This is a genomic window from Streptomyces mutomycini (assembly GCF_001700505.1).
Classification (GTDB): Bacteria; Actinomycetota; Actinomycetes; order Streptomycetales; family Streptomycetaceae; genus Streptomyces; species Streptomyces mutomycini.
The window spans coordinates 18303-31169 of record NZ_MAPV01000177.1 but is presented as its reverse complement, the minus strand read 5'-3'; the positions used below and the strand labels follow the sequence as shown (position 1 = coordinate 31169).

11 protein-coding genes are annotated in these 12867 nt (G+C 71.8%); 5 read left to right on the top strand and 6 right to left on the bottom strand.

What is annotated here, in order from left to right:
- The first annotated feature begins 264 nt into the window (after nt 1-264).
- From BFF76_RS24030 to BFF76_RS24020, 3 genes are read left to right on the top strand one after another with little or no spacing between them, the layout of a single operon-like run.
- Nucleotides 265-660: a TOBE domain-containing protein gene (locus BFF76_RS24030; protein WP_031098165.1), complete on the top strand. Its 396-nt coding sequence runs from the start codon at nt 265-267 to the stop codon at nt 658-660.
- Nucleotides 661-710: 50 nt separating this feature from the next.
- Nucleotides 711-1502, top strand: coding sequence for a molybdate ABC transporter substrate-binding protein (gene modA, locus BFF76_RS24025; RefSeq protein ID WP_031098168.1), 792 nt, complete (start codon nt 711-713; stop codon nt 1500-1502).
- A gap of 29 nt (nt 1503-1531) precedes the next feature.
- A complete protein-coding gene (locus BFF76_RS24020; protein ID WP_053931125.1) occupies nt 1532-3469 on the top strand; it encodes an ABC transporter permease in 1938 nt (645 codons plus the stop codon).
- A gap of 60 nt (nt 3470-3529) precedes the next feature.
- Here BFF76_RS24020 and BFF76_RS24015 read toward each other — a convergent pair whose 3' ends face one another.
- Both BFF76_RS24015 and BFF76_RS24010 read right to left on the bottom strand, forming a co-directional pair.
- Entirely contained in the window at nt 3530-3982 is a 453-nt protein-coding gene (locus BFF76_RS24015) for a flavodoxin family protein (protein WP_031098172.1), read from the bottom strand.
- A gap of 74 nt (nt 3983-4056) precedes the next feature.
- Nucleotides 4057-6330, bottom strand: a complete 2274-nt coding sequence (locus tag BFF76_RS24010; protein ID WP_065849038.1) for a heavy metal translocating P-type ATPase — start codon at nt 6328-6330, stop codon at nt 4057-4059.
- 186 nt (nt 6331-6516) lie between these two features.
- On the opposite strand from BFF76_RS24010, the gene BFF76_RS24005 reads away from it, so the two are divergent.
- Entirely contained in the window at nt 6517-7485 is a 969-nt protein-coding gene (locus tag BFF76_RS24005; protein ID WP_042837044.1) for a hypothetical protein, read from the top strand.
- A 109-nt stretch (nt 7486-7594) separates the two neighbouring features.
- On the opposite strand, the gene BFF76_RS24000 is transcribed toward BFF76_RS24005, so the two are convergent.
- The 3 genes from BFF76_RS24000 to BFF76_RS23990 all read right to left on the bottom strand — a co-directional run bounded on the left by BFF76_RS24000 (nt 7595) and on the right by BFF76_RS23990 (nt 10699).
- Nucleotides 7595-8923: an enolase C-terminal domain-like protein gene (locus tag BFF76_RS24000; RefSeq protein WP_065849037.1), complete on the bottom strand. Its 1329-nt coding sequence runs from the start codon at nt 8921-8923 to the stop codon at nt 7595-7597.
- A gap of 46 nt (nt 8924-8969) precedes the next feature.
- On the bottom strand, nt 8970-10307 hold the full coding sequence (locus BFF76_RS23995; RefSeq protein WP_031098180.1) for a gluconate:H+ symporter: 1338 nt from the start codon (nt 10305-10307) through the stop codon (nt 8970-8972).
- A 95-nt stretch (nt 10308-10402) separates the two neighbouring features.
- Nucleotides 10403-10699, bottom strand: coding sequence for a hypothetical protein (locus BFF76_RS23990; protein WP_065849036.1), 297 nt, complete (start codon nt 10697-10699; stop codon nt 10403-10405).
- A gap of 91 nt (nt 10700-10790) precedes the next feature.
- Here BFF76_RS23990 and BFF76_RS23985 point away from each other — a divergent pair, with 91 nt between their 5' ends.
- A complete protein-coding gene (locus BFF76_RS23985; RefSeq protein ID WP_065849035.1) occupies nt 10791-11579 on the top strand; it encodes an IclR family transcriptional regulator in 789 nt (262 codons plus the stop codon).
- A gap of 55 nt (nt 11580-11634) precedes the next feature.
- On the opposite strand, the gene BFF76_RS23980 is transcribed toward BFF76_RS23985, so the two are convergent.
- Entirely contained in the window at nt 11635-12483 is an 849-nt protein-coding gene (locus tag BFF76_RS23980) for a hypothetical protein (protein WP_065849034.1), read from the bottom strand.
- Nucleotides 12484-12867 lie beyond the last annotated feature (384 nt).

Here is a 12867-nt window from a genome sequence, read left to right as displayed (position 1 = left end):
CGGCCTCGCGTCAGTTCTGGTCCGGAGACGGATGGCACGTGCCGGGCGGGCGGCCGCGGACTGCCGGGCGTCGTCGGTCCTGCCGGCCCTGCGGCCCGCGGCCTGCGCGAGCCCGGGGCGTACAGCTTCGGCGGGACCCGGAATGGGCGCAGTTCGCCCGGGCCTGCCTGCGGCTTCATCCGGACGAAACGGAATCACGCATCTGCGAGGGCTGGAACGTCTGTGCGTTGTAAATGCGAGGGCATCCAACATATCGTGTCGTACATGCAGTCCTACACCATCGGGCAGGCGGCACGCCTCCTCGGCGTGAGCCCGGACACCGCCCGCCGCTGGGCGGACGCCGGCCGGGTCGCGACCCATCGCGACGAGAGCGGCCGTCGCCTCGTCGACGGCCGTGACCTGGCCGCGTTCTCGGTCGAGGTCGCCCAGGCGGGCACCGGCGAGGACGAGGTCCCCTACACCTCGGCGCGCAACGCGTTCCCCGGCATCGTCACCGCGGTGAAGCTCGGTGACGTCGCGGCCCAGGTCGAGATCCAGGCCGGCCCGCACCGTCTCGTCTCGCTCCTGACCCGGGAGGCCGTGGAGGAGCTGGGGCTCGAGGTCGGCGTGCGGGCCACGGCCCGCGTGAAGTCGACGAGCGTGCATATCGACCGCACCTGACGCGGCATCAGCCGCCGCCGATCGGCTTTCCCTACCGAGGAGTTCTCCTGATGTCCTTCCCCCTCAGCGGCCACCGGGGCGTCGCCGCAGTCCTGTCGGCGTCGCTGCTCGCCACCCTGGCCGCGTGCGGCGGCGGCGACGCCGGCGGGGATTCCGCCACAGCGAAGGCCGGGTCGGGGACCGAGCTGACCGTGCTGGCCGCCTCGTCGCTGACCGATGTCTTCGCGACCGCCGGCGCGGCGTACGAGAAGGAACACCCCGGCACGAAGGTCACGTTCTCCTTCGCCGGGTCGCAGGAGCTCGCCGCCCAGGTCGGGCAGGGTGCGCCCGCGGACGCGCTGGTCACCGCCGACACCAGGACCATGGACAGGCTGACGGCGGACACCGGCAGGCCGACGGTCATCGCGAAGAACCGTCTGGTCATCGCCACAGAAGAAGGGAACCCCGAGAAGATCCAGGGTCTTTCGGATCTCGCCGATCCCGCGCTGAAGGTGGTGCTGGCCGCACCGGAGGTGCCGGTCGGCCGTTACGGACGGCAGATCCTGGACGCCCGGGGGATCGACGTGAAGCCGGTCTCCCAGGAGCCCAATGTCCGCGCCGTCCTCAGCAAGGTCGAACTCGGCGAGGCCGACGCCGGGCTCGTCTACCGGACGGATGCCGCAACCGCCACCGACAACGTCGACGCGATCGACATCCCCGACGCGCAGAACGCCATCGCTTCCTATCCGGCCGCGACACTGAAGTCCTCCGGGAACAGCGAGGCCGCAGCCGCGTTCGTGTCCTGGCTGTCCACGCCCGAGGCACAGAAGATCCTCCGGGACGCGGGCTTCCAGAAGCCGTGACGACCAGGACGGGCCCGTAGGGAAACGCCATGAAACAGCTCCGCCCCCGCCCGTCGGGCCCCCGTACCCCGCTCACCCTGGCGATTCCCGCACTGCTCGCCGTCGTGTTCCTGATGCTGCCGCTGGCCGGCATCCTGGCGCGCACGAACTGGAGCGAGCTCGGCACGCATCTGACCGGTCCCGGCACCACACAGGCCCTGAAGCTGTCGCTGCTCGTCTCCGGCTGGGCGCTCGGGCTGTCGCTCGTGCTGGGCGTGCCCCTCGCCTGGCTGCTGGCCCGCGTCGACTTCCCCGGCAAGGCCCTCGTACGCTCGCTCGTCCTGCTGCCCATGGTGCTTCCGCCGACGGTCGGCGGTGTGGCACTGCTGCTCGCCTTCGGGCGGCGGGGGCTGCTCGGCCCCTGGCTGGAGGACACGTTCGGCGTCACGCTGCCGTTCCACACCTCGGGGGCGGTCCTCGCCGCGGCCTTCGTCGCGATGCCGTTCCTCGTCATCAGCCTCGAAGGGGCCCTGAGCGGCCTGCATCCGCGGTACGAGGAGACGGCCGCGTCCCTCGGCGCCTCCCCGGTACGCGTGTTCTTCACCGTGACCCTGCCCATGGTCGCTCCCGGACTGGCCGCCGGCGCGGCGCTCACCTGGGCACGGGCGCTGGGTGAGTTCGGCGCGACCATCACCTTCGCGGGCAATCTGCCGGGCACCACGCAGACCCTGCCCCTGCAGGTGTATCTGCTGCTCCAGGAGTCCCCCGAGGCGGCCACCTCCGTCTCGCTGCTCCTGCTGGCCATCGCCATGGCGGTGCTCTTCGCCCTGCGTGGACGATGGGCCGGGGCGCCCCGCTCCGCCGCGCCGCCGCGCAGCCGCGTGGAGGAGCCCGGTCCGGAGCAGCCCGCGGACCTCCTGGCTCCCTCCACCGCTCCCCCGGCGTTCCGCGAGAGCTGGCCGCTGCGCGCCGAGGTCACCGGTTTCAACCAGCTCACCCTCGAAGCGGAGCCGGGTACGACGATCGCCGTCGTCGGCCCGAACGGCGCGGGCAAGACGACCCTGTTGCGCGCGCTGCTCGGCCTGACGCCGCGCGCCCACGCGGCACTGCGTCTCGGGGACACCGACACCGGCGGCCTGCCCCCGCACCGGCGGGGCGTCGCGTGGGTCCCGCAGGACGGCGCCCTCTTCCCGCACCTCTCCGCGCTGGCGAACACCGCGTACGGGCTCCGTGCCCACGGCGTACCGCGGGCGGAGGCCAGGGACAGCGCCCGGCAGTGGCTCGACCGCCTCGGCGTCGGGCACCTCGCCGCCCGTAAGCCCGTCCAGCTCTCCGGTGGCCAGGCACAGCGCGTCGCGCTCGCCCGCGCACTGGCCGCGCGCCCCCGGCTGCTGCTCCTGGACGAGCCGCTAGCCGCACTCGACCAGACGACCCGCGCGCATGTACGCCATACCCTGCGCACTCACCTCGGAGGCTTCGGAGGCGTCTGCCTGATCGTCACGCACGATCCGGTCGAGGCCGTCTCGCTGGCCGACCGCGTCCTCGTGCTCGACGAGGGCCGGGCCCTGCAGGACGCGCCGCCGGCTGAGGTCACCCGTCATCCGCGCTCCCCCTGGGTCGCCAGGATGCTCGGCCGCAACGCCTGGCCGGGTACGGCCACGGCTGAGGGCCTCCGGCTCCCGGGCGGGGGCCACCTCGTCGCCGCGGAACCACTGCCCACCGGAACCCCCGCCCTCGCGGTCATCGGACCCGAAGCCGTCTCCGTACACCGCGAGAGGCCGGGCGGCAGCCCGCGCAACGTCTGGCCGGGTACGGTCCGCGAGATCACCGCCAGCGGCAGCCGACTGCGTGTCCTCGTCTCGTCCATGGAGGCGCCCGGCCTCGTAGCGGAGATCACCCCGCAGGCCGCGGCCGAGCTCGGGCTGGCCGACGGGGTGCCGGTGTGGACCAGTGTGAAGGCGACCGAGGTGACCCTCGTCCCGCGGTAGGAACCGTCGGGTCGTCGGTCCGGCAGCGGCCTTGAGCCCCAACGGTCCGGCAACGGGCCGTCAGGCCATCAGCCCGGCGGCGACCGTGGCGCCGAGTTCCCAGCACGCCTCGGTGTCCGCCCTGCCCGGCTCACCGGTGACCTTCACCGCGTCGGCCGCGCGGCGCCAGCCGAGGCCCGTCGTGATCGTCTCGATGGCCCGTACGGCGCCGGTGACGTCGTTGCCGCCGTGCACGTAGTAGCCGAAGGGCCTGCCCTTCGTCGCGTCCAGGCACGGGTAGTAGACCTGGTCGAAGAAGTGCTTCAGGGCGCCTGACATGTATCCGAGGTTCGCCGGGGTGCCGAGCAGATAGCCGTCCGCGGCGAGCACGTCGGACGCCGTCGCTGCGAGCGCGGCCCGGCGCACGACTCTTACGCCCTCGATGTCCTCCGTCGTCGCGCCGGAGACCACCGCTTCGAACAGCGCCTGGCAGTTGGGTGAGGGGGTGTGATGCACGATCAGCAGAGTGGCCACGGAACCGAACCTACCTGCTCGCCGAATCCCGCGCCCCGCCGGGAACAGCGGTGGCGCGGGGCGCGTGGGACGGCTCAGCCGGCGGCCCGGAAGCCGCGCAGGCGCAGGCTGTTGCCGACGACGAAGACCGAGGAGAAGGCCATGGCGGCTCCCGCGATCATCGGGTTGAGCAGGCCGGCGGCGGCGAGCGGAAGGGCCGCCACGTTGTAGGCGAAGGCCCAGAACAGATTCGAGCGGATCGTCCCCAGCGTCCTGCGGGAGAGCCGGATCGCGTCGGCGGCCACCCGTAGGTCCCCGCGTACGAGCGTCAGGTCGCCGGCCTCGATGGCCGCGTCCGTGCCGGTCCCCATCGACAGGCCCAGGTCCGCCTGGGCGAGCGCGGCGGCGTCGTTGACTCCGTCGCCCACCATGGCGACGCTGCGTCCTTCCGCCTGGAGCTTCCTGACGACCTCTGCCTTGTCCTGCGGCATGACCTCGGCGATGACCTCGTCGATACCGACCTGGGCCGCGACGGATTCGGCCACTGCCTTGTTGTCGCCGGTCAGCAGGACGGGCGTCAGTCCCAGGGCGCGCAGCCGCCTGACCGCTTCGGCACTGGTGTCCTTGACCGCGTCGGCGACCTCCAGGACCGCACGCGCCTCGCCGTCCCAGGCCACCGCGATGACGGTCTTCCCGTCCTTCTCGGCCGCGTCCTTGGCGGCCCTGAGCTTCTCGGGGAGCGCTACGGCCCATTCGGCCAGCAGCTTCTCGCGGCCGACGAGCACGGCACGGCCCTCGACGACGCCCTGGACACCGAGGCCGGGGACGTTGGCAAAGTCCTCGGGCACGGGCAGCGCGCCCACCCTCGCGGCGGCGCCCTCCGCGACGGCACGGGCGATCGGGTGTTCGGAGGCGTGCTCCAACGCACCTGCGAGGCGCAGCACTTCGGTCTCGTCAGTGGCTCCGGCGACGTGGACCTTCAGCAGCGTCATCCGACCGGTGGTGACGGTGCCCGTCTTGTCGAGGAGGATCGTGTCGGCCCTGCGGGTGCTCTCCAGGACCTCGGGGCCCTTGATCAGGATGCCGAGCTGGGCCCCCCGTCCCGTGCCGACCAGCAGGGCGGTGGGCGTGGCCAGGCCCAGTGCGCAGGGGCAGGCGATGATCAGCACGGCGACGGCCGCGGTGAAGGCGGCGGTGAGTCCGGCGCCCGAGCCGAGCCAGAAGCCGAGTGTCGCCAGCGCCAGCCCGATGACGACTGGCACGAAGACGGCGGATATCCGGTCCGCGAGGCGCTGGGCGGCGGCCTTGCCGTTCTGCGCCTCTTCCACGAGCGCGGCCATCCGGGCGAGCTGGGTGTCGGCGCCGACCCTGGTGGCCTCGACGACCAGGCGGCCGCCTGCGTTGAGGGTCGCACCGGTGACGGCGTCACCGGCGGCCACCTCTACGGGCACCGACTCACCGGTGAGCATGGAGACGTCGAGGGCGGAGGAGCCCTCCACCACCGTCCCGTCCGTGGCGATCTTCTCGCCGGGGCGGACCAGGAATCGGTCCCCGGCCTTCAGAGCGGCTGTGGGCAGGGTGGTCTCGCGGCCCTCGCGCAGCACGGTGACTTCTTTGGCGCCCAGCTCCATGAGCGCTTTCAGTGCGGCGCCCGCCTTGCGCTTCGAGCGGGCCTCGAAGTACCGGCCGGCCAGGATGAAGGCCGTGACGCCTGCGGCAGCCTCCAGATAGATGTTTCCCGCTCCGTCGCTTCGGCTGATCGTGAATTCGAAGGGATGCGTCATGCCGGGCATCCCCGCCGTTCCGAAGAAGAGCGCCCACAGCGACCACAGGAACGCGGCCGACGTGCCGACCGAGATCAGGGTGTCCATGGTGGCCGCACCGTGCCGGGCATTGGTCCACGCGGCACGGTGGAAGGGCCACGCCGCGTACGTGACGACCGGCGCGGCGAGCGTGAGGGAGAGCCACTGCCAGTACTCGAACTGGAGGGCCGGAATCATCGCCATCGCGATGACCGGCGCGGCGAGCAGGGCCGCGGTGACGAGCCGCTGACGCAACGACCGCAGTCCGGCGTCCGCGCGCTCGTCCTCACCCTGACCGGCGGCGGCCGCGTCGGCTTCACCGGGCTCGGGGCGGGGCGGGGCGGGCTGCCTGGCGGTGTAACCGGTGGCCTCGACCGTAGCGATGAGGTCCTCCACCGAGATGCCCTCGGCGAAGGCGACCCCGGCCTTCTCCGTGGCGTAGTTGACGGTGGCCTCGACCCCCTCCATGCGGTTGAGCTTCTTCTCGATCCGGGCCGCGCACGAGGCACAGGTCATCCCGCCGATGGCGAGCTCGACCCGGGTGACGCCGGGGGTCGTGGGAATCATCGCCTGCTCCTCCTCCGAACGGTACCAGTATACCCCTGCAGGGTATACCGTACGGCTCAAACATATACCCCCCACCCGTATGCACCGCAAGTCTCCACCGGGCCGGTTGCGTATACCCCCTGCGGGTATACCCTCAAGCGTATGGACATCGCGGGCCCTCCGCGCACAGAGAGCACAGGAGCAGCCATGAACCCCGCCGCGAAGATCGCCGCCTTCACCGCCGCACTCACGGCCTCCTTCGGTGCTGCCTACGGCATCGGCGCGGCCGTCGGCCCCGGGACGAGCGCCGCCGGACCCTCCGAGCGCACGGCCCACGCGGAGGGCGCCGGCCCGCGGGCCGGCGACTCTCCCGCCGGTGGTCTCCAGATCTCCGAGGGCGGGTACACGCTCGACCTCCAGACCCCCCGTATGAAGGCGGAGCAGCCGGGCGAGTTGCGTTTCGCCGTCCGGGACCGGGCCGGCAGGCAGGTCACGGCGTTTCAGCGCGAGCACGACAAGGAACTCCATCTGATCCTCGCCTCACGCGATCTGGTCACCTACCGCCACCTGCACCCCACCCGGGCGGCCGACGGCACCTGGAGCACCCCCGTCACACTGCCGGCGGCGGGCGACTACCGGGTCTTCGCCGACTTCACACCCGTCGGCAAGAACGCCGGCAACCTGACTCTGGGCGCGGACCTGGCCGTATCCGGGCCGTACAAGGCGGCGGAACTCCCGAAGCCCGCCCGGACCACCACGGTCGACGGTTACACGGCCTCCGTGAACGGCACCCTGCGCCCCGGGACGCCGGAGCACGTCACCTTCACCGTGCGGAAGAACGGCCGGCCCGTCACCGACCTGCAGCCCTATCTGGGCGCGTACGGCCATCTCGTCGCCCTGCGCGCCGGCGACCTCGCCTATCTCCACGTCCACCCCGACGGCGCACCCGGCGACGGCTCCACGAAACCCGGGCCGGACGTCTCCTTCAGCGCGACGGCTCCCGGCGCGGCCACCTACCGGCTGTTCCTGGACTTCAAGCACAACGGCACAGTCCGGACGGCGGCCTTCACCGTGCCGTCCGCAACGGCCGCGGAGACGATCCGCCCGACGACACCCCCGGACGGACATGAGGACGGGCCGTCGGGCGGGGATGAGGACGGGAGCCACGGGCACTGACGCACGGCTACGGTCCGGTCCGGTGCGGTGGGCCGGCCCACCGGACGGGACCGGCCGCCCTCCTCCCGCTGCCCGCTGCCCGCTGCCCGCTGCCCGCTGCCCGAAGGGCTTACCGCACCAGGCAGGGCCGCTTGGCGTCGAACGTCCAGCCGGGCACGAGGTACCGCATGGCGTCGGCGTCGTCCCGCGCTCCCAACGCGTGCTCCAGGTAGAGCTCGTGGGCCGCGTGGAGGCGGTCCACGTCGAGTTCGACGCCCAGGCCGGGGGCGTCGGGGACGGCGATCTCGCCATCGGTGATGCGCGGCGGATCGACGGTGAGCCGCTCCAGGCCCTCCTGCCAGATCCAGTGCGTGTCCAGGGCGTTGTACTCGCCCGGGGCGGCTGCACCGCAGTGCGTGATCATGGCGAGTGAGATGTCGAAGTGGTTGTTGGAGTGGCAGCCCCAGGTCAGGCCCATCGCGTTGCACAGCTGGGCCACGCGCACCGAGCCCTGCATGGTCCAGAAGTGCGGGTCGGCCAGGGGGATGGACACCGACTGCAGGGCCAGGGCATGGGTCAGCTGACGCCAGTCGGTGGCGATCATGTTGGTCGCGGTCGGCAGACCCGTCGCGCGGCGGAACTCGGCGAGGACCTCGCGCCCCGAGTAGCCGTCCTCCGCCCCGCAGGGGTCCTCGGCGTAGGCGAGGGTGCCGACCAGCGGGGAGCAGAGCTCGACCGCCTCGCGCAGTGACCAGGCACCGTTCGGGTCCAGGGTGATCCGCGCCGCGGGGAAGCGGTCCTTGAGCGCGCGTACGGCCTCGACCTCCTCGACCCCTGCGAGGACCCCGCCCTTGAGCTTGAAGTCCTTGAAGCCGTACAGGTCGTAGGCGGCTTCGGCCTGTCGGACGATCGCCGCGGGAGTGAGGGCCTCCTCGTGCCGGATGCGGTACCAGTCGACGTCGGAGCCCGTTTCACGGACGTACGGCAGGTCGGTGCGGCCGGGGTCGCCGACGTAGAAGAGATAGCCCAGCACCCTTACGGAGTCCCGCTGCTGACCATCACCCAGCAGGGCGGCGACCGGCACGTCGAGGTGCTGGCCCAGCAGGTCGAGCAGGGCGGACTCGACGGCCGTGACGGCGTGGACGGTGGTCCGCAGGTCGAAGGTCTGGGCGCCCCGTCCTCCCGAGTCGCGCTCCGCGAACCGGCTTCCGATCTCGCGCAGGACGCGCTTGAAGTCACCCACCTTCGCGCCGACGACCAGCGGCTCGGAGTCCCGCAGTGTCCGGGTGATCTTCTCGCCCCCGGGCACCTCGCCCAGTCCCGTACGGCCCTCGGAGTCCTTCAGGACGACGATGTTGCGGGTGAAGAACGGGCCGTGCGCACCGGAGAGGTTCAGCTCCATGCAGTCGCGGCCCGCGACGGGATGAACGGCGAAGTGCGTGATGGTCGGCTGGTTCATGCTGGTCGGCTCCTTGGGGTACGAGGGAGGGGGCGGGCCGTGAGTTTCAGAGGCCGATGACGTCGAGGGCCCACTCGGACGCCAGGACGCCGCCGAGGCCGAGAACCGCGAGCACCGTCGTGTAGCCGGTACGGACCTTGATCGCCTGGACGACCGAGAGGTTGAAGTACTCCTTGAACAGCCAGAATCCGGGGTCGTTGACGTGGGAGAAGGCGATGGATCCGCACGAGACGGCGAGCACCATCATCTCGGGGTGGACGCCGCTGCCCGCCAGGAGCGGCAGCACCACGCCGGACGCGGTGACCACGGCGACGGTCGCCGAACCCAGCGCGATGCGGAGGATGGCTGCGATGAGCCAGGCCAGGATGATCGGGGAGACCGCCCAGTGCTCCGTGACGTCCTTGATGTAGTCGGATATCCCGCCTTCGACGAGGACGTTCTTGAAGGCCCCGCCCGCGCCGATGACCAGGAGGATCATCGCCATCGCCTTGGCCGCCGAGGTGCAGGAGTCGCTGACGTCGGCCAGGCTGCGGCCGATCCGCGGTCCGAACGCCCAGGCCGCCAGGAGCAGGGCCAGCAGGAGCGCGATCGGTGCCGAGCCTATGAAGGCGACGCCGTGCAGGAAGGGGCTCTCGCCGGACGTGAGCATGTCGGTCACGGCCGCGCCGGCGATCAGGACCACCGGGAAGAGGGCCACGAACAGCGACCAGCCCATGCCGGGCATCTCCTCGTCGGTGAACTCCCGCTCGCTGACCAGGCCCTTGGGTATGGAGGGGTTCATCGCCTTCACGAACGGCAGTCGCGGCCACAGGAGCGCCACGAGCGCGCCGGCCGGTACGGCGATGAAGAGGCCGTAGAAGAGGGTGTGTCCGACGGAGGCGTGGAAGGTCGCGGCCACGGCGGTGGGGCCGGGGTGCGGCGGCAGGAAGCTGTGCATCGTGGACAGGGAGATCGACATCGGCAGACCCACCCACAGCAGGTTCACCCCGGTGACCCTGACGAGCGTGAACGCGATGGGCACGATGATGATGAAGGCGACCTCGTAGAACATGGTCACGCCGATGAGCATGGACGTGACCACCATGGCCAGCTGGACGCCGCGCGGTCCGAAGGCGTCGAGCAGCTTGCCCGCGATCCGCTGGGCCGCTCCGGAGTCGCCCATGACCCGGCCGACCATGGCGCCGAGGCCGATGGTGAGCATGGTGTCGCCGATCTGGTCCCCGATGCCCGCCGAGAGCACGTCCGGGATCTCGATCGCCGGGATGCCCTGGACCAGTGCGACGCCGACGGCCACGAGCAGCAGCGCGGCGAAGCCGTTGAGTTTCATGCGGGTCATCAGGAGCAGCAGCACAACAACGCTGATCCCGACTACGACGAGCGGCATGTCAGTTCCCCTTTGAACTGTCGGTCTGTCGGGCTGTCGAACCACCCCGCCCGCTCCCCGGCGGGAGCCGCGGGCCGGGACGGTGGGAGTACGGCTCAGGCGGCGCGACGGGTGGCGCCGGCCAGGTCCGGCTCGGCGTCGAGGAGGGAAACGGCGTAGCCGGGGACGTGCAGCGCGCTGAACTCGCCGGTCCCGCATGCGGGAAACAGCGCACCCGGTGCGGCGGCCACCTGTGCGGTCGGATGCGCCCGGTACGACTCCAGGCCGAGGCCGCCGTCTTCCCGGAAGCTGGCGAGGGGGAACGCCGGCACCCCGCCCGCCATGCCGTCCCGCAGCCGCTGAGCGACACCTTCGGTGTCCGCACTGACCTGCTCCACAAGCTTCATCTCCATATACAGATGGCGTACATGTATGAGAACGGAGGTTAGGCGCGTGAACGCGACGCGGTCAATGGGTGCGACGGGGCGGATTTACGATGGGGTCATGCCGGAGAACAGCGGGGTACGCGGGGTGAAGTCGGCGTCCCGTACCGTCGCGCTGCTCGAACTGCTCGCCGCCAGGGGCGACCGGCCGGCCCGTCTGGACGAGCTCGCCGAGGAGCTCGGCGTGCCACGCAGCAGCATGTACCAGCTACTGCGGACGCTCATCGACTGCGGCTGGGTGCGGACGGACACGACGGGGTCCCTGTACGGCATCGGCATCCGTGCCCTGCACACGGGGACGAGCTACCTGGACAGCGATCCGCATGTGCGCGCGGCCCGCCCCTACCTCGACGAGGCGTCGCAGGCGCTCGGCGAGACGATCCATCTGGCCCGGCTCGACGGATTCAACGTCGTCTATCTCGCGACGCGCGAGTCCCATGAGTACCCGCGCACCATCAGCCGGGTCGGCCGCCGCATCCCGGCCCACGCCGGAGCGCTCGGCAAGGCTCTGCTCGCGGAGCGCCCGGACGGCGAACTTCCCATCCCCGAGGGACCCCTGACGCCCCGTACGGCAAACACGCACACCGAGCACAGCACGCTGCTCGCCGACCTCGCCGGTGTGCGCGAGCGCGGCTACTCCATCGACCGCGAGGAGACGGTGACGGGCATCGCGGGCTTCGGCTTCGCCCTGCGGTACGACTCACCGGCCGTCGATGCCATCAGCTGCTCCGTGCCGGTGGCCCGGCTCAGCGACTGTCACGAAGCCCGGGTCGTGGCGGTCATGCGGGAGATCCGGACGAAGATCGAGAATGTCCTGTCCCCCGCGTCCGGTGCCCCCGACTGGCGCTGATCCGCCCGGGATGCGGGCCGGACCGCACTCCGACCGGCTCGGGAGCGACCGCCGGTCAGGGGCTTCCCAGCAGCCCGCCGAGCAGACCGCCCAGCAGGTCGCCGAGCGGCCCGCCCGGCGAAGCGGTGCCGTCGGCCTCGTGCCCATGGGCATCGTCACCGCCCCCGGTCGCTTCCTCGGACCCGGAACCGCTTCCGCCCTCGGGCGCGGGAGAGGAAGGTTTCTCCGTAGCCCCTTGAGCGCTCTCGCCGCTCTGCGTGCCCCCGCCGGATGCCGGAGGAGCCGCGACCTGGCCTCCCGGGGCAGGTGCGGCGGGGCGCCCGGCCGCGACGGGGATGCCGACGGGGTCGGCGGACACTTCGAGGGGCTGCGGGACGTGGACCCCGACGGCTGCGGACGGATCTGCCGGATCGGATACCGCCTGACCGGACACCCCCGGACCGGGCGCCGCAGGGCCGGGGGCGGTGGGGACGGGTTCGGCGACCGGGGCCGCGCGTTCCTCGTCCCGGCTCCGGGCCGACTGCTCGTCCACCTCGCGCTCCAGGCCCATCATTCTGGGCAGTTGCAGATAGGGCGCGTTGGAATCGCCACCGACCAGCGCGGCGGCCACGGTCGTGGCGTAGGCGGCACAGCAGAGCGCCGTGACGACCCCGGTACGACGCCAGGTGCGGCCGCGTCGCCCGGTGGTGTCGACGAAGACCGGTCGCGCGGGCGGCACTTCGAAGCAGGAGCCCGGCACGTCACCACCTGCCGGAGCCAAGGACGCTCCGCCGCTCCCCGTCGGGCCCTGGAGCGTTATCGGGGCGCCGTCGCTCCGAGGGCGCCCGCTCCGGTCGGTGTCCGGCTCCTCGGCCGCGGCACCGTCGTCCCGTACGTCGTTCACCGTCGCGCCGGATATACCCATGCGCCTCTCCCCCTCTGCCTGCCCGACCGGCCATCGGCAGGGCTCATCCCTCGCCAGGTCCCCGGCCCGCGCGTGTACAGAAAGGTCCGGCACTGCTGTAGGCGCCCCCTGGCTCCCCCCATGATTCGGATTCGGAGGACCGGCGGATTGGTCATGTCGGCGACAAGCTGGAACTGGTCGGTCTGTGGCCGGATCCGCATCGGTGCGGCTGCCGCGCGCCCGTGGCCGACCACGACAGAGACATCAGGACGAGAGGGAGTGACGGTGGAGGCGAGGGAACGGGCCGGGGAGCGAACGGCCGGACGGCGCGCGAACGGGGCCGTCGCGTGCGACGGCCCCGTGACGGGCGATCAGTGACAAGCCGGCGTCGCGGCGTGGCTGACT

Excerpts from the sequence above, each read along its gene's own strand:
- BFF76_RS24020 (WP_053931125.1), top strand. The coding sequence starts at position 1,532 with ATGAAACAGCTCCGCCCCCGCCCGTCGGGCCCCCGTACCCCGCTCACC.
- BFF76_RS24000 (WP_065849037.1), bottom strand. The coding sequence starts at position 8,923 with ATGAACCAGCCGACCATCACGCACTTCGCCGTTCATCCCGTCGCGGGC.
- BFF76_RS24030 (WP_031098165.1), top strand. The coding sequence starts at position 265 with ATGCAGTCCTACACCATCGGGCAGGCGGCACGCCTCCTCGGCGTGAGC.
- BFF76_RS23990 (WP_065849036.1), bottom strand. The coding sequence starts at position 10,699 with ATGGAGATGAAGCTTGTGGAGCAGGTCAGTGCGGACACCGAAGGTGTC.
- BFF76_RS23980 (WP_065849034.1), bottom strand. The coding sequence starts at position 12,483 with ATGGGTATATCCGGCGCGACGGTGAACGACGTACGGGACGACGGTGCC.
- BFF76_RS24005 (WP_042837044.1), top strand. The coding sequence starts at position 6,517 with ATGAACCCCGCCGCGAAGATCGCCGCCTTCACCGCCGCACTCACGGCC.
- BFF76_RS24010 (WP_065849038.1), bottom strand. The coding sequence starts at position 6,330 with ATGATTCCCACGACCCCCGGCGTCACCCGGGTCGAGCTCGCCATCGGC.
- BFF76_RS23995 (WP_031098180.1), bottom strand. The coding sequence starts at position 10,307 with ATGCCGCTCGTCGTAGTCGGGATCAGCGTTGTTGTGCTGCTGCTCCTG.
- BFF76_RS23985 (WP_065849035.1), top strand. The coding sequence starts at position 10,791 with ATGCCGGAGAACAGCGGGGTACGCGGGGTGAAGTCGGCGTCCCGTACC.
- modA (WP_031098168.1), top strand. The coding sequence starts at position 711 with ATGTCCTTCCCCCTCAGCGGCCACCGGGGCGTCGCCGCAGTCCTGTCG.